General features: G+C 37.9%; 19 protein-coding genes. 13 read left to right on the top strand and 6 right to left on the bottom strand.

What is annotated here, in order from left to right; all coding sequences use genetic code 11:
• Positions 1-43: 43 nt before the first annotated feature.
• The 8 genes from rsmD to holA all read left to right on the top strand — a co-directional run bounded on the left by rsmD (position 44) and on the right by holA (position 8,193).
• Positions 44-601, top strand: a complete 558-nt coding sequence (rsmD, locus tag IGL24_RS06315) for a 16S rRNA (guanine(966)-N(2))-methyltransferase RsmD (protein ID WP_207699371.1) — start codon at positions 44-46, stop codon at positions 599-601.
• Positions 602-1,093: a pantetheine-phosphate adenylyltransferase gene (gene coaD / locus IGL24_RS06320; protein ID WP_207699370.1), complete on the top strand. Its 492-nt coding sequence runs from the start codon at positions 602-604 to the stop codon at positions 1,091-1,093.
• Positions 1,083-2,126 (top strand): SepM family pheromone-processing serine protease, encoded by a 1,044-nt coding sequence (locus IGL24_RS06325; protein ID WP_207114833.1) that lies wholly within the window; start codon positions 1,083-1,085, stop codon positions 2,124-2,126. Before coaD ends, IGL24_RS06325 begins: the two co-directional genes overlap by 11 nt.
• Positions 2,127-2,315: 189 nt before the next feature.
• Positions 2,316-3,584 (top strand): hypothetical protein, encoded by a 1,269-nt coding sequence (locus IGL24_RS06330; RefSeq protein WP_207699369.1) that lies wholly within the window; start codon positions 2,316-2,318, stop codon positions 3,582-3,584.
• 116 nt (positions 3,585-3,700) lie between these two features.
• The gene (locus IGL24_RS06335; protein ID WP_207699368.1) at positions 3,701-4,342 is read left to right on the top strand and encodes a helix-hairpin-helix domain-containing protein; all 642 of its coding nucleotides are present in this window, start codon (positions 3,701-3,703) and stop codon (positions 4,340-4,342) included.
• A 19-nt stretch (positions 4,343-4,361) separates the two neighbouring features.
• Positions 4,362-4,844: a ComE operon protein 2 gene (locus tag IGL24_RS06340; protein WP_206857836.1), complete on the top strand. Its 483-nt coding sequence runs from the start codon at positions 4,362-4,364 to the stop codon at positions 4,842-4,844.
• Positions 4,819-7,110: a DNA internalization-related competence protein ComEC/Rec2 gene (locus tag IGL24_RS06345; protein ID WP_429968416.1), complete on the top strand. Its 2,292-nt coding sequence runs from the start codon at positions 4,819-4,821 to the stop codon at positions 7,108-7,110. The genes IGL24_RS06340 and IGL24_RS06345 overlap by 26 nt, the downstream gene beginning before the upstream one ends.
• A gap of 36 nt (positions 7,111-7,146) precedes the next feature.
• The gene (gene holA / locus IGL24_RS06350; RefSeq protein WP_207114830.1) at positions 7,147-8,193 is read left to right on the top strand and encodes a DNA polymerase III subunit delta; all 1,047 of its coding nucleotides are present in this window, start codon (positions 7,147-7,149) and stop codon (positions 8,191-8,193) included.
• Between the two features lie 116 nt (positions 8,194-8,309).
• Here holA and rpsT read toward each other — a convergent pair whose 3' ends face one another.
• From rpsT to IGL24_RS06370, 4 genes are all read right to left on the bottom strand, one after another.
• Complete coding sequence (gene rpsT, locus IGL24_RS06355) at positions 8,310-8,564, bottom strand: 30S ribosomal protein S20 (RefSeq protein WP_206857832.1); 255 nt, start codon at positions 8,562-8,564, stop codon at positions 8,310-8,312.
• Between the two features lie 401 nt (positions 8,565-8,965).
• The gene (locus IGL24_RS06360) at positions 8,966-9,235 is read right to left on the bottom strand and encodes a hypothetical protein (protein WP_206857831.1); all 270 of its coding nucleotides are present in this window, start codon (positions 9,233-9,235) and stop codon (positions 8,966-8,968) included.
• Positions 9,236-9,431: 196 nt separating this feature from the next.
• Positions 9,432-9,557 carry a hypothetical protein gene (locus IGL24_RS06365; RefSeq protein WP_010735645.1) on the bottom strand — a complete coding sequence of 42 codons (126 nt, stop codon included), beginning with the start codon at positions 9,555-9,557 and terminating at the stop codon, positions 9,432-9,434.
• Positions 9,558-9,628: 71 nt separating this feature from the next.
• Complete coding sequence (locus IGL24_RS06370; protein ID WP_010735644.1) at positions 9,629-10,084, bottom strand: DUF441 domain-containing protein; 456 nt, start codon at positions 10,082-10,084, stop codon at positions 9,629-9,631.
• Between the two features lie 435 nt (positions 10,085-10,519).
• On the opposite strand from IGL24_RS06370, the gene IGL24_RS06375 reads away from it, so the two are divergent.
• The 5 genes from IGL24_RS06375 to IGL24_RS06395 all read left to right on the top strand — a co-directional run bounded on the left by IGL24_RS06375 (position 10,520) and on the right by IGL24_RS06395 (position 13,595).
• Complete coding sequence (locus IGL24_RS06375; protein WP_206857829.1) at positions 10,520-10,945, top strand: DUF1310 family protein; 426 nt, start codon at positions 10,520-10,522, stop codon at positions 10,943-10,945.
• A 402-nt stretch (positions 10,946-11,347) separates the two neighbouring features.
• Positions 11,348-11,776 (top strand): DUF1310 family protein, encoded by a 429-nt coding sequence (locus tag IGL24_RS06380; RefSeq protein ID WP_206857825.1) that lies wholly within the window; start codon positions 11,348-11,350, stop codon positions 11,774-11,776.
• Positions 11,757-13,004, top strand: a complete 1,248-nt coding sequence (locus tag IGL24_RS06385) for a hypothetical protein (protein WP_207699366.1) — start codon at positions 11,757-11,759, stop codon at positions 13,002-13,004. Before IGL24_RS06380 ends, IGL24_RS06385 begins: the two co-directional genes overlap by 20 nt.
• 2 nt (positions 13,005-13,006) lie before the next feature.
• Positions 13,007-13,336: a hypothetical protein gene (locus IGL24_RS06390; protein WP_207699365.1), complete on the top strand. Its 330-nt coding sequence runs from the start codon at positions 13,007-13,009 to the stop codon at positions 13,334-13,336.
• 19 nt (positions 13,337-13,355) lie between these two features.
• Entirely contained in the window at positions 13,356-13,595 is a 240-nt protein-coding gene (locus IGL24_RS06395; RefSeq protein ID WP_207699364.1) for a hypothetical protein, read from the top strand.
• A 66-nt stretch (positions 13,596-13,661) separates the two neighbouring features.
• Here IGL24_RS06395 and IGL24_RS06400 read toward each other — a convergent pair whose 3' ends face one another.
• Positions 13,662-14,618 (bottom strand): permease prefix domain 1-containing protein, encoded by a 957-nt coding sequence (locus tag IGL24_RS06400; protein ID WP_207699363.1) that lies wholly within the window; start codon positions 14,616-14,618, stop codon positions 13,662-13,664.
• Positions 14,615-14,947: a helix-turn-helix transcriptional regulator gene (locus IGL24_RS06405; RefSeq protein WP_207699362.1), complete on the bottom strand. Its 333-nt coding sequence runs from the start codon at positions 14,945-14,947 to the stop codon at positions 14,615-14,617. The genes IGL24_RS06400 and IGL24_RS06405 overlap by 4 nt, the downstream gene beginning before the upstream one ends.
• Positions 14,948-15,020 lie beyond the last annotated feature (73 nt).

Raw genomic sequence — 15,020 nt, forward strand, 5'->3', positions numbered from 1 at the left:
TTTTTTGGTATACTAATAACAGTATGTTTCAAGGAGTGAGTAGATGCGAGTAATTTCAGGAGATTACGGCGGTCGCCGTTTAAAAAGTTTAGCAGGACCCAATACTCGACCAACATCTGATAAGGTCAAAGAATCGATCTTCAACATGATCGGTCCTTATTTTGATGGTGAAGTCGTATTGGATCTTTACTCAGGGAGCGGTGGGTTAGCGATTGAAGCTGTTTCTAGAGGATGTAGCTACGCGATCTGCGTGGAAAAGAATTATCAAGCATTAAAAGTGATCAAAGAAAATATCGAGATCACAAAAGAGCCGCATAAATTCAATACGATGAAATTAGATGCCGATAAAGCAATCGAGTCATTGGCTACAGAAAAGCAAATGATCGACATTCTATTTTTAGACCCACCTTATGCAAAACAAAAAATCGTCGATCAAATTGAGCGTATGGCAGAACTTGAACTTTTTCAAGATGCTGCGTTGATCGTCTGTGAGACAGATAAGGCAGTTGCGCTTCCTGATACGATTGGAGATTTCAAACAAATCAAGCAGCAGACCTATGGTATATCAGCGGTCACCATTTATAGAAAAGAGGAACAATAAATGAGAAAGGCCTTATTTCCAGGAAGTTTCGACCCATTGACCATGGGCCATTTAGATACGATCGAACGAGCTGCGAAGTTATTTGATGAAGTGATTGTCGGAATCTTTATCAATACATCAAAAAAAGCACTATTTACGTCAGAAGAACGCTTGGATTTGATCACACAAGCAGTAGCACATATAGAAAATGTTCGAGTGATCCATCAAGAGACACAATTGACGGTGACCACAGCAAAGGAACTAGGTGTTCAAGCATTAGTCCGTGGGGTTCGTAACATCAAAGATTTTGAATATGAGCGAGATATTGCCCAGATGAATCATCATTTGAGTCAAGAATTAGAAACGGTGCTTTTTATGGCAAAACCAGAATATAGTCATATCAGTTCAAGTATGCTTAAAGAAGTTCTTTATTTTGGCGGCGACGTAAGTACCTATTTACCGACAGTGATCAATGAAGCACTAGCTAGAAAGCGTGATGAAGATGGGAAATAAGAAATGGTGGAAAACATTATCCGTGATCCTTTTAGGCGGGTTATTAGCAGCCTTCGTTATTGTGCCTTTGCCGTATTATGTGGAAGCTCCAGGAGCGACAATCGATCTAAAAGATATGATCACCGTCGATGATCAAGAGGATAAGGAATCAGGATCGTTCTCTCTAACTTCTGTCGGCATTCGCAGAGCGACAGGCTTTGGGGTCGTCTCAGCACTTCTCTCAGATTTTCAAGACGTCCTGAGTGAAGAACAATTGACCGGCGGAGCAACCAACGAAGAGTACAATCAAATGCAAAGATACTATATGGAATCTTCCCAAAATGCGGCAATCGAGCAAGCCTTGAAACTGGCGAACATTCCTTATACGATGGAATTCAAAGGTGTTTATGTCATGAGCGTCGAAAAAAATTCGAGCTTTTATGGGAAATTATCCGTTGGTGATACGGTCACACAAGTGGATGGTCGAAGCTTTAAGAGTGCCGAAGAATTTATGGAGTATGTTAAAGGGCAAGAAGTCGGACAGGTGGTCACGATCACCTATACTCATAATGGAAAAGAAGAAGAAGCTTCTGGTAAACTGATCGAGTTATCCACGGATAAAAAGCCAGGAATCGGCATCACTTTGACAGATCATACAGAAATCGCCACAGACACAGAAGTTGCTATCAATTCTGGCTCGATCGGTGGTCCTTCCGCTGGCTTGATGTTTACTTTGGAGATTTACGAACAGTTGACGGATCAAAACATTCGTAAAGGGAAAAAGATCGCTGGTACAGGTACGATCAATAGCGCTGGAGAAGTTGGACGTATCGGCGGCATCGATAAAAAAGTAGCAAGTGCAGATGAAGCAGGGATGGAAATCTTTTTTGCACCAGACGATACGATATCTGATGATGTGAAAAAAGAAAATCCGGACATCAAAACGAATTATGAGGAAGCTAAAGCTGCAGCTAAAAAACTCAATACATCCATGAAGATCGTTCCTGTCAAAACAGTACAGGATGCTTTGGAATATCTTGAGAACATGGAATAAATAGTTGTTGACTTGAATGATCTGAAACTTTATTTTAAAAATACGAAAAAGTAGAAGTCTGATTTTATTCAGGACTTCTACTTTTTCGTTTATTTCAAAAATAGCAAAAAAACGTTTTGTTATTTTGTAGGTTATTTTAACTAAATTTGCTACCATATAACAAAAGAGTTGGAAAGGAGCAATCAACATATGGAACAATCAAGTAATCGTCAATCATCATTTGACTTTGGGCAATATTACTCAATCAAAAGGTATAAGAAACACTTTGGACATTTGAACAAAACAGCAGATTTCAAAAGAGTATTGATCGAGTGTCACAAACAAATGGAAGAAACACAAGATCAGTTACCAAAGCATCGCAACGGTGCGTTATGGATCAGACAAATTCTAACTGATTTTAAACAGAAAAAACAAAGTAGGTCTGATCGATTTTTCAACTTTGTCCTTAGACGAGACCAAGTGAAAGAGCCAAAAAAATACGAAAATACATTGAAAGAACTGAATAGCAAATATTTTGATCGAGAATACCTTCAAGGAATCATTAATAAAGGAGTATCGATCGATCGACCAGTAGCAATCGATGAGGCAAAAGTCGTTAGTGAAATCAGCCGTCTTCAGGAGACAGCGACACATAGGAAACCGATTAAGCATATACAACAGGAAAGAAAACCTGATCAACGAAATCAACAACCGCCAAAAAATCCAATAAGTACATGGAAAAAAAAGGAGTCAGAAAAAGAATTGGTTTACGCTGACCTCGACTTGCCAGTAAATCCGATAGGAAAAAAGCCCACTTACTCTGTTACTGTGAATAGTACATCTGACGAGATTCCTTATGCAGTGATTCAACATACAGTAGCTCAAGCATTTTCAGAATTAAATAAGGATACAGTTGAGGTAAATATAAAAGTTTCACGAGAAAATAATCAACAAATACATGAACGGAAAGAACTTGTCATTGAGCAACAAGAAAATCCGCCAAAATTACCTCCAAAAAAACACAGGAGAAACCCTTCTGTCCATGGAGAGGTGCCATTTACTGGACACCATGATAACCCGATCATGCCTAGACGTTTATCGACTATATCAGAAGTTTCTCATGATTCAGCGGTCTCACAAATCAGTGCAGGAAACGGTTCGTTGAAAAAAGCCTTTGAAAGGCGCAATTCGATACTTCAGGAATTACGCTCCGCACCGCAACAAGTAGCAAGTACATCAACATCCATGGCGAAAGAGCAAACTAGTAATAGTAAGCGTTCGGTGATGCAACGAGTATGGGAGATAGAAAATGGTTCTGGAGCGCCTAAAGGAACGTTTACCCACCAGGACCATGGGACTTCAAAACGCCCTTTGAATCTTACCATGCAAGAAGCGGTACGAAAATCTGGCAATAACCGACCGCCTGAAGTACCGTCTCGAAGCCTGAAACCAAAATATAATTCACAACAACGGGCATAAGTCGTGCTTCATACATAAAATGAATTAAACGTTTTAGGCGTATCTAATAGTGAAGGAGCATTACAACAAAGTGTTCCTTTACTATTTTTTAGAAAGGGAAAGTAATTGCCAAACCAATGAAGAAAATTGTTCAAGAATTCTTGGATTCGCCAAAACGTATAATGGGGTTCATCATAGTCAGTTTATTGCTTCTTAGCGTTTCAGTAGTGTTTATCTATCGATCGAATGACTCTAATCCTTTAAATGAATTTGCGGAAGAACCTTTCATGACATACTCATCAAGTACACAAGAGTCTGCAATCAGCGAAACAACAAGCGAACGAGTCATGTATGTAGACGTGAAAGGAAACGTCCAACAACCGGGGATGTATGCTTTCACAGACGTAGAACGGGTATTTGACATTATCCAAAAAGCAGGGGGATTGACGCCTAAAGCGGATGAAAAACAAATCAACTTTGCAGCAAAAGTCTCGGACCAACAAGTTCTATATATCCCAGAAGTTGGGGAAGTATTGCCCGAATTTACCGCCGTAACAGAGGAAGAAGAACTAGAGGATAAAAAAGTAAACCTCAATACCGCCTCTTTAACTGAATTACAAGAGCTTCCAGGTATCGGCGTAATGAAAGCACAAGAGATCATCAACTATCGCGAAACCAATGGCTCTTTTCAAACGATCGAAAGTTTAAAAGAAATTTCAGGATTTGGCGAAAAGACGGTTGAAAAACTCAAAAACTTCGTTACAATTACAATAGACTAAACCATTGAGGTGACAAATTATGAGCAATGAACGGATTCCTTGGGATCAGTATTTTATGGCACAGGCTGTATTATTATCATTAAGAAGTACTTGTACACGTTTAGAAGTAGGTGCGACCCTCGTGAGGGACAAACGGATCATTGCGGGCGGTTATAATGGCGCAGTGAGCGGGGATGTTCATTGTATCGACGAAGGCTGTTACGTCGTAAATGGCCATTGCCTGCGGACGATCCATGCAGAAATGAATGCGTTATTGCAATGTGCAAAATTAGGTGTGCCTACAGAAGGTGCCGAAATCTATGTCACCCATTTTCCATGTTTGGCATGTACAAAAGCGTTGCTTCAAGCAGGGATCAGAAAGATCCATTATTTACATGATTATCGTAATGACCCCTATGCACAGTCATTGATTACTCAATTGGGCGCATCCGTCCATCAGGTAAGCTTAGATATGAAATATTTTGCAAAACTGCAACATGAATCAACAGGAGAACTTGATTAAACGATTTGGCGAACAAGTTCGTAACCACTTGATATTACCAGCAATCTCTTCGATCATTTTATGTTCCGTCTATTATAGCGAGCATGATCTGCCTCGTGTGATCGCTGGTCTTTTTCTTCTCATTTTATTGAAACAAAACCGTACAGTAATCTTTCTTTGTTGTTTTTGTACCGTGACCGTCTGGTTCGCTTGTCTGCGAGCAGAGATCCCTACGATCGATCAGACTAAAACCACTGAGCAGTTGTTACTAGCAACTGATATGCTTCAACGCAATGGCGACTGGTTGACTGTAGAAGCACGGAGACTACCAACAGAACATAGAATCCAACTAAGTTACCAAGCGAAAACAAAAGAGGAAGCAGAGCGATGGGAGGACTTTCGAGGTGAAACGATCCAGCTTCAGGTCAATGGAAGTTACCAGATGATAGAACCATTACGCAATCGCTATGCTTTTGATACAAACAGCTATCTAAGAGGCAGACGTATCAGTGGTCGTTTCCATGCGACTGATTTTCAACTCGTTTCTGCTACAAGCGACTGGAGACATCTCGTTGGCGAACTTCGGGGAAAAGCGATCCACTATGTTAAGGAAAGATTTCCTCAAAAAATAGGAATATACATCAATGTTTTACTATTCGGTTTTCGCGATCATTCCTTTCGCGAATCAGAGACGATTTTTAAAGAAACAGGGTTACTTCATTTATTTAGTGTATCTGGCATGCACGTCCATTATTATTTAGGTTGGTTATATTACTTTTTTCGAAGAAGCGGCTGTCTTTTACAAATCAGTATTTTCCCTCTGATCCTACTCACAGGGACGTATGTTTTACTTGCTGGAGGTTCGTTTTCTGTTGTCAGAGCAGGGAGCTTATTTGTATTAAAACTTCTACTAAAATTATGTTCCATCAAATTATCCGTACTTGATTGCTATTCAATCAGTCTATGGGTGCTACTATTGTACGATCCATTGATCCTCCTTCAAACAGGCGGACAACTAAGCTTGTGGCTGAGTTTTCTTTTCATGATGCTCCCTCATGCATCAAAAGGGTGGCAAGACCGTTTGTTTATTGTATTTCAAACAACGATCATCTTGTTACCATTAAGTACATGGTATTTCTACGAATGGTCATTTTTAGGTGGTTTATTTACCATGATCATGATTCCTTTGTTCCAATCGATCGTTCTTCCAGGTGTATTTTTACTGTTTTTAACAGGGAGTATCCTTCCGCAAACAGTAATCGACCTCAGCGAATCTTTTTTATTTCACTTTGAAACATTCCTCGCTTGCTTTGATTTTTCCACATTGACTTTCGGTCAGCCGGCCTTCTTTTTTGTTTTATTAAGCATCATAATCCTCTTATTGATTTTTGAAAGAACCACGCTTTCTTTAAGGAAAAAAATCACGTATACATTACCGATCATCACCAGCTTTTTCTTGCTACCAATGTTTGATAGCACGACAACGATTACGTTTATCGATGTCGGACAAGGGGATAGTATTCTACTAAAAAGCCCAAGGAAACAAGAAGTGATATTGATTGATACAGGGGGAAGATTGACCTTTAAAAATGAGCCTTGGCAACAACGAGTCACTCGTCCTCATGCAGAAAATAATATTGTACCTTATTTAAAAGGGCAAGGTATCACACGAATCTCTAAATTATTTCTCACGCACAATGACACCGACCATATCGGCGAATTGGAAAGACTCGCGTCACATTTCACCATTGAACAAATCTATATTGGTTGGGGCGCACTTCAAGATCAAAAGTTTCGAGAACGCCTACTAAAACTCAGTAAGGAAGGTACGAAGATCATAGAGGTCAAGCAAGGCGAACGGCTATCCGCATACTTTGAATTGTCTGTTTTGATGCCTAACAAAAAAGGGCAGGGGAAAAATGAAGATTCAATCGTTCTTTGGTTTATGTATAAGAATCAGCGGTTTTTATTCTTAGGTGATTTGGACCAAGAAGGAGAACTCGAACTATTGGCGACTTATCCAACACTAAAAGCCGATGTCGTCAAACTAGGGCATCATGGGAGCCGCAGTTCAAGTCATCCGAGATTTCTGGAGGCGTTACAGCCAAGTATTGGTATCTTGTCGAATGGATTGAATAATCGCTATGGTCATCCGCATCCAGAAGTTATGGATACGTTAGAAAGTTTAGAGATAGCAGTTTACCGGACAGATCAAAATGGAGCAATCACTTTTTATTGGCATCCTCTTTGGGCGCAAAATGGACGTCTATTGAAAATGATAGACTAGTAATTTTTGTTTTCTCATGATAGGATAAATTGGAAAGTGGTGAGAGATGTGAGTATACAAGCTGAACTACAAAAAATCCGTAAAGAAAAACTCGCACCTTGTTATCTCGTTTTAGGAACAGAGAAATTTTTACAAGATCAAGTGCGCACAGAAATCCTCAAGAAAATACAAATATCTGGAGAAGATGATCTTAATTTTCTACGATTTGATATGAATCAAGCAACGATCGACGACGTGATCGCAGAAGCAGAAACGTTACCGTTTTTTGGTGATCAACGAGTGGTCTTTGTTGAAAATCCCTATTTTTTGACGGGTGAAAAAAGCAATAATAGTGTTGAACAAAATACGGATCTTTTAGTAGATTATCTAAAAGAACCACTTGAATCAACAGTACTCGTATTTTTTGCATCGTACGAAAAATTGGATGAACGCAAGAAAGTCACCAAGCAATTAAAGAAAACAGCTATAACGATCAACGTACAACAGTTGAATGAAAAAGAAGTGCGACAGTATTTATTGAATACCTTAGAAAATACGCCAATCACTTTAGATCGTAAGGCAATCGATCTCTTTTTGCGATTGACAGACTTGGATTTATCAAAAATGATGGCAGAATTAGATAAATTGCTCTTATATGGTCAAAATCAATCAGAAATCACTGCACGGGAGATCGAGCAATTAGTACCCAAGACATTGGAACACAATATTTTTGACATGACACAATACATGCTTTCTGGTAATACAGAGCATACGTTACGATTATTCGAAGATTTAGTGACGCAAGGGGAAGAGATCATCAAGATCAACGCGATTTTGCTTTCTCAACTGCGCTTGTATCTCCAAACAAAATTTCTAGTGAAAATCGGCTATCAACAAGCGAATATCGCTGAAACCTTGAAGATTCATCCATATCGCGTCAAACTAGCGATGCAAGAAGTCAGGAAGTTCGATGAACAAACATTAGTCCAATTGTTCGACCAACTCGTTGAAATGGATTATCAGGTGAAAACCGGGCAGATCGAAAAAAAATTGAGCTTTCAACTATTTGTGTTCCAAGCGGCTGAAAGACTTAAAAATAGATAGTTTTAATAGCAAACAAAAACACACACGATTTTCGTCGATGATTGAAAGAATCAGCGAAAGTGGTGTGTGTTTATTTATAAGAAAATAAATAAAAAAACCGGCCGTAGCCGATTTCCTTATTTAGCGATTTTTTTGCTTAAACGAGATTTGTCGCGGTTTGCTTTGTTTTTGTGGATAAGACCTTTAGTTTCAGCCATATCGATCGCTTTAGTAGCGTCTTTGTATAACGCATCTACGTTGTCAGCACCTGAAGCTACAGCATCCTCAAATTTTTTGATTGCAGTACGCATAGCACTAGTTTGAGATGAATTTTTTACATTCGCGTTTTCGCTTGTGCGAACACGTTTGATTGCAGATTCAATGTTTGGCATTTGTTTCACCTCCGATAAGTAAAGTTCTTACGCGTGTTACCGCATAATTCAACATTCATTATTATACCTAATGCGAGCGCGCATTGCAATATCAACATGACAAGTTTTTTTCCTTAACACGTAGGAAATTGTCAGAGACAGTGGATTTAGGCGCAGAGAAGATGAAAGAATAAAAGAGAAAAAGCGCTGTTGTGGGAGACAACAAGCGCTTAACCAAACGTGGTTTAATTTATCTTGGTAAATAAATAATTGAATGGGATGTTTGGTACTGGACTAGTATATAACAAAGTCAACCGTTTGCAAAGTTTTTTTTGAAAAGGGATACGATTGCTTTAAACCAATGAATCATAACGTTAACATTGAATAGTTATTTTATAACTGAAAAAATAAAAGAAAACAAACTATTCAGGTGTTCCGATGATTTTGATGTATTCATCGATGTTCTTGATCATCATTCGCTTGATGACTAATTGGTTTCGGCGATTCCATTTTCCACTAACTTCCAATACATACTTGTTTAATGGTAAACGTAAAACATATTTTGCCAAATAGCGATCTTTAAGTAGGCAATTGATCATGCGATCTTCAAGTTGGAGATTCAAACCAGTCAACATCATTGGTTGTTCTTGTAAAACATAGGTATCAATCAAAAGACCTTCAAAAGTTTCCATGAGCGTCTTCCTTTCTTCTGATTCAAACATTGCGCACTTCTTTTAAAATTTCTAACATAAAAGAGGTGTACTCACACCTAGTATAACAAAAAAGAAGCATCAAGCCAAAAAAAAGCCGAAAGAACTTGAATGATATCATAAGCATTCAAGTTTTCCGACTCTTTTTTCTAACTATTTGAAAAAACAGTTACGTCTATTAGAAATTGGCATCAAAGACATTTTGGATCAGATCAGGAAATAGTAAGTAGGTCAATCCAATAATCAATAGAACAGCCAATAAAAACCAACCAACAGTTCCAAAGAAATATTTTAGTTTTTGCATGTTGTGATCACCTCAAAATCAGTATACCATGAACGCCAAAAATATCCTTTCTTCAGCCACTCAATGCTTGATTATTTATTAAAAGAAAATAACTGTAGAATGCAATAAGCAATCCCTGAGGCAATGACAGGACCAGCTGCGATCCCTTTTAAGAAAACGACACCTAAGATCGTACCGAAGACTAAAGCCACGGTGATCTGTGGATCTGTAGCAATCAAGCCAACACCCTTAGACGAAAGTACAGCCACTAATCCACCACAAAAGATCGCTACCCAACCCATGGGTGATTTAAAGGCATCAAGTAAATCTTTTAAACCAATATCACCAGTAGCAATAGGCACTAAGATGGCGGCAGTAATGATCGTCACACCAATATTGATCCCTTTGCCTTGAAGCCATGTCAAAAAATCTTTAGATGCAGGAATAAACTTAACAAGTAAAATAAAACCAGTCGCTAACATCAAACTCTGATTTTTAGCAAGGACGGCAACTAGCATGATCAACCCAAGAAATAACCAACTTTCCATAAGAAAACCTCACTTTCTAATTAACCATCATACCATTTTTTTATGACGTTGCAAAAGAGTCATTAGTAAAATGTTTGATAGATCATGGAAAGAATAGAATGTAGTGAAAATTAATTCAGAATACAAAAATGAGATAAATAGCTACGTTGATGATGTCAAAACATGTTTTTATGAAGTTAAGGAAAGAATGATTGGATTGTCGTGTATACTTGATGTGAAAAAAGTAACAAATAAACGATACACAAAAGGAAAAAGTTAGATTTTTGTGTGAGTCAATCGAAATGGCGTAATTAAATAAGAGGAGATAAAACAAAGAGACTAAGATTATGTGACATGTCATTCTATACATAGGTTGATCAATAAAAAATACATAAAAACTGTAATGTAGTGCTGACGATTGAACAATGATAGACATATTTAAAAAGGAGGTCATTTATGAAGCGAAAATGGATCAAAAAGCGCCAAATCGTATTGATCATCACTGGCATATGCCTATTGTGGATTGGAGGAACGATGTATATGGACCATTTAAAGTTAGAAGAAGAAATGATCAAGGTAGTCAAAAGTGAAGAAGCAAAAAACGTTTTGGAAACAGGATTAAAAAACTTGGATCCTAATGCGTTGACAGCTGAAGGAGTGATTAAAAGTTATAAAATCGATTATGAAAATATTAAGAGCAATCCAATGGGAGGTATTAGTGTACCCCTAATTATCAATGGTAATTATAAACTAGTTATTTCCAACCTACTAAGTCGTAATTCGATAGATGGCGAGCTAGGTAATCTTAAAATTGGTAGCGCAAATACTACCTATGAACTAGGTGAATTGTTGAAAGAAGGAGTGGAAGATAGTGAGGAATAATGAAGAAGCAAAGGTTGAAATAGCAAAGCAATAATATGAAGATTTACATCTGAAAGGGGAGATATTTATAAATGGGAATAAAAACTTGATTGGCTACGTCTCCCACATCAACTGCAAATTCACCGGAGAACAATCCTTTATCATCACCGATAGCAAATATGTACCGTTATCCGCACCTCTCAGCGAAAGGGAAAACGTAAAAGAAGTTACTGTTTTGTATCGTGGTTCGTCATTTGATTCTTCATTGGATACTAAATTGGGTTGGCGGCAATCAATCTTTTGAAAGATGATTTTTTTGTCTCCTTTATAGACAGAAGATGTGTACATAGAAATAAGTATAGGCTGAAAAAAACTCTTAAAAAAGAGATAACATAAAAACATTAAAGAAAAAGGAGGTCATTTATGAAGCGAAAACCGATCAAAAAGCGCCAAATCGTATTGATCATCGCTGGCATATGCCTATTATGGATAGGAGGAACGATGTACATGAACCATTTAAAGTTAGAAGAAGAAATGATTAAGATAGTCGAAAGTGAAGAAGCAAAAATCGTTTTTGAAGCAGGGCTGAAAAATATAGAACCAAAGGCGCTGACATCTGAAGGCGTCATAAAAAGTTATAAAATTGATTATGAAAGTATTAAGAGGAATCCGATGGGCGGTATAAGCGTGCAACTGATTATCAATGATAATGATGAACTACTTGCTTATAATATTTTAAACCGCTATATGATAAACGGGCAACTTGGTGAACTAGAAAATGGTGGTGGAGGTTGGTCTAATGCACTTGATAAATTATTAAAAGAAGGGATGGATGACAGTGAAGAATACTGAAAAGGATAAGGTTGAAATAGCAAAGAAGCAATACGAACAATTAGATAGGGACAGTCCTTTTTCAATAAATAATAATAAAATAAATATCGGCTACGTCTCCCACATCAATAGCAAATTCACCGGAGAACAATCCTTTATCATCACCGATAGCAAATATGTACCGTTATCCGCACCTCTCAGCGAAAGGGAAAATGTAAAAGAAGTTACTGTTTTGTATCGTGGTTCGTCGTTTGATTCTTCATTGGATACTAAATTAGATTGGATATACAACAATTTTTATACAGCTTTTCAGGTGATCAATGGTGGTGGGTCAACTGGAATGCCTCAGCTCCAGTCTTCTGCTGTTACGCTTCAAAAAACATTGAAAGCTTATCCAAATGCTGAATTCAATGTATATGGGCACTCTTTAGGATCAATGAATGCGCAATATGCGTTGGCTAGTATCAGTTCAAGTGATGCTGATCGAGTCTATGGCTATGTGTATCAGGGGCCGAATATCTATGAAGTATTAACACCTGAACAAAAACAGCAAGCGGATTATTTGACCGAAGAGTATCGTGTGTTGAATTACATTGATTCAAAAGATTTAGTTACGATTGGTTACGGGAACGGCAAAAAGGCAGTTGGACAGATCGTTTATCCATTATCTGAACCGCTGGGCTTGATGGGAACGATCGATCAACATATGTGGGGCGGTTACCAATTTGATGAAGATGGTGATTTATTAACAACGAATGGTAGTGGCAATGTATTAATCGAATATCAGAGACGATTGAAGGAAAGATCGTTTGCTGGTCTTATGGGTACTTGGGGGAGTCAAGCAGGAGGAATGTCGACAACTAAAGAAGTCTACCTTGATGCAGTTCAAGCTAAAAGTATTGTCTCGGGAATGAAATCAGTGATTGATGAAAAAATCACTGATCTGATGACGGTCTATCAAACGGGTATCGATCAGGCAAACGAACTGTGGCAAGCGACAATAGCTAGTGCTCGTTCATTTGGAAGCAACCTTACAGAAATGGAACAAATAGAAGCATTAGAGCAAGGGGGAGTCACTCGACAACAAGTATTGATCGAACCAGTCACTGATTATGAAGCGTCGTTGAATCAACTTCGCTCGATCAAATCAAGTTATGAAGATCTGATTTACCAAATCAATCGAACGATCGAGCGCCAGATACAATTGGATAGTGAACTAGCAAGCCAATTTAAGAAAGGAACATTCTAGTGATGACTGATAATGAATCGAAAGAAATGAAACAAATCGAAGAGATTTATTGGCTAAAAAAATTAGAATTAGAGAATAAAATGGCGGATCTTGAAGCAGAAAAACGTTCATTTAATCGCTATTTGGATCAATTAGCAGAAAAAATTCCAATGATTCAGCGACTATTTTCAAATGAAGAAAGTATCGATCCTCGTGTTGCGTATCGTTTGATCAATGATACAAGAGAGGAAGGACAATATCTTGTACGCAAAGCATTACATAAAATCGAGGACGAATTAGCAGAAAATCAACAAAACTATCATTCAGCAAAATCCAACCATAAAAATTTTTAAATGGAAAGGAATGAAAATAATGTTTGATGAGCAAAGACAAGAGTTAGAAAAAGCACTGATTACTTTGTTTACCGCTAGAAGGGCCCGCGTTAGTTCAGATACAAAAAAGAACACCATCCAAGTCACGAGAGACCTCACGAATCAAGAACTAAAAGAGCTGACGAAACAATACAGCGATCGTTTGACTGATTCTGCAAAAGGGGAATGGGTAGATAAGGCAACAAATGTGGTACAAAAAATCACAGAATCTTTTAGTTAGAAAAAATCTCCCAATAAAAAAGTCGAATCGACCCGAAAATTTCGAGTGATTCGACGAAAAGAGCAGTTATTTACGTTTTAATTTTTCAAGAAAATAATCTTCAAAGATGCCACCTAACACAAAGAGGAGCCAAGAGTAACCCCAGCTTCGGGTCAAGAAGGACCAAACCATGTAAATGACGAAAATACTTGGCCAGTATAGGCGTTCAAATAAACGAATCGATTCGGCTGAGTCGCCATACATGTGTTGTGAAGCTCGTGGGCCTGGCTCATCTTCATCTGAGATAAAGAAAGTGCCTTCTGCCACTTTGGTAAACCAAGTATAGATGATGCTGACATAAACGATAAAGAACACACCTAGTGCAATAGCAGTAAAGAAAATTAATAAAGCCAATGATGTAGGAAATCCAAATGCATTAGTAGCAAAAAAAGGTGTGACTGATAGAATACATAAAGTGATACCTAAAACTAAACCTACACGGAAACTTTTCTCGTAGTTTTCGGTTTGACGACTGCCCTCAAACTTAACTTCTTGTGAATAAGGACGATCATTTAATTTCTTCTTTGTTGCTGAATAACTTAGGCTTGACGTAATGATCAAACCGACACCTAGAGCAATCAAGACAAACATTGCTAGAAGTCCGATGACATCATTCAAATGATTCGTTAAAAAGATCATGATTCCAACGGCTAGGATACAAATAGCAATACCAGCTGAAAGGAATAGAGAAAAGTTGCGGACCTTATCCCAAAAAGAAAGAGCTTCATCGAGTTCGATTTCATTTTCCCAGATTTCTTCATCAAAAGCTGAACGTGAAAGTTCCAATTCTTGCAATAATTCATCAATCGAGCCAAATTCGCTGATGACTGCACCAATTGCTTCATGTTCTGATTTGCCTTCTTCTAATAATCCATGATACTGATCTTCCATGATCGCTAATAGATCTTCTTTGGCTTTTTTCGTTTCAGGTGTGATCGGTACATTCAAAAATAAACTATCTAAATAATCTTTAATGGTTTTCATGTTTCTCCTCCTTGTAGAAAACGGTCAACAACGATCTTTGTTTGCTGCCACTCGTCTTTTTTTTCTTCTAATAATTTCTTCCCAGCGCTACTGATTCGATAATAGGTTCGCTTCTTTCCATGGGTGACTTCGCCAGGATAAGAAAGGATCAGTCCTTGCTTTTCTAAGCGTGTAAAAGCGGAGTATAAGGTTGTTTCCTTGATGACATACATTGAATCAGTTCCTTCACGAATCTGTTTTGAGATTTCGTATCCATAGGAGTCTTCTTTGGAAAGAATAGATAAAATGATGGCATCATTATACCCACGAATTGCATCACTTGATATCACTTGATCGCCTCCTTTGTAATTACTCCATCTGTCGTAATAATTATAAAACAATTACTACGACAGGTAAAGTAAA

Origin of the sequence: Enterococcus sp. DIV2371, assembly GCF_050498525.1 — a bacterium.
In the GTDB taxonomy this organism is placed as follows: Bacteria; Bacillota; Bacilli; order Lactobacillales; family Enterococcaceae; genus Enterococcus_B; species Enterococcus_B mangumiae.

Bases quoted from the DNA above. Each gene is read 5' to 3' on its own strand.
- IGL24_RS06390 (WP_207699365.1), top strand. From the start codon at position 13,007: ATGACTGATAATGAATCGAAAGAAATGAAACAAATCGAAGAGATTTAT.
- IGL24_RS06345 (WP_429968416.1), top strand. From the start codon at position 4,819: ATGAATCAACAGGAGAACTTGATTAAACGATTTGGCGAACAAGTTCGT.
- IGL24_RS06365 (WP_010735645.1), bottom strand. From the start codon at position 9,557: ATGCAAAAACTAAAATATTTCTTTGGAACTGTTGGTTGGTTTTTATTG.
- IGL24_RS06375 (WP_206857829.1), top strand. From the start codon at position 10,520: ATGAAGCGAAAATGGATCAAAAAGCGCCAAATCGTATTGATCATCACT.
- rsmD (WP_207699371.1), top strand. From the start codon at position 44: ATGCGAGTAATTTCAGGAGATTACGGCGGTCGCCGTTTAAAAAGTTTA.
- IGL24_RS06325 (WP_207114833.1), top strand. From the start codon at position 1,083: ATGGGAAATAAGAAATGGTGGAAAACATTATCCGTGATCCTTTTAGGC.
- IGL24_RS06370 (WP_010735644.1), bottom strand. From the start codon at position 10,084: ATGGAAAGTTGGTTATTTCTTGGGTTGATCATGCTAGTTGCCGTCCTT.
- IGL24_RS06385 (WP_207699366.1), top strand. From the start codon at position 11,757: ATGACAGTGAAGAATACTGAAAAGGATAAGGTTGAAATAGCAAAGAAG.
- IGL24_RS06380 (WP_206857825.1), top strand. From the start codon at position 11,348: ATGAAGCGAAAACCGATCAAAAAGCGCCAAATCGTATTGATCATCGCT.
- IGL24_RS06330 (WP_207699369.1), top strand. From the start codon at position 2,316: ATGGAACAATCAAGTAATCGTCAATCATCATTTGACTTTGGGCAATAT.
- IGL24_RS06360 (WP_206857831.1), bottom strand. From the start codon at position 9,235: ATGGAAACTTTTGAAGGTCTTTTGATTGATACCTATGTTTTACAAGAA.
- IGL24_RS06400 (WP_207699363.1), bottom strand. From the start codon at position 14,618: ATGAAAACCATTAAAGATTATTTAGATAGTTTATTTTTGAATGTACCG.
- IGL24_RS06395 (WP_207699364.1), top strand. From the start codon at position 13,356: ATGTTTGATGAGCAAAGACAAGAGTTAGAAAAAGCACTGATTACTTTG.
- rpsT (WP_206857832.1), bottom strand. From the start codon at position 8,564: ATGCCAAACATTGAATCTGCAATCAAACGTGTTCGCACAAGCGAAAAC.
- IGL24_RS06335 (WP_207699368.1), top strand. From the start codon at position 3,701: ATGAAGAAAATTGTTCAAGAATTCTTGGATTCGCCAAAACGTATAATG.
- coaD (WP_207699370.1), top strand. From the start codon at position 602: ATGAGAAAGGCCTTATTTCCAGGAAGTTTCGACCCATTGACCATGGGC.
- IGL24_RS06340 (WP_206857836.1), top strand. From the start codon at position 4,362: ATGAGCAATGAACGGATTCCTTGGGATCAGTATTTTATGGCACAGGCT.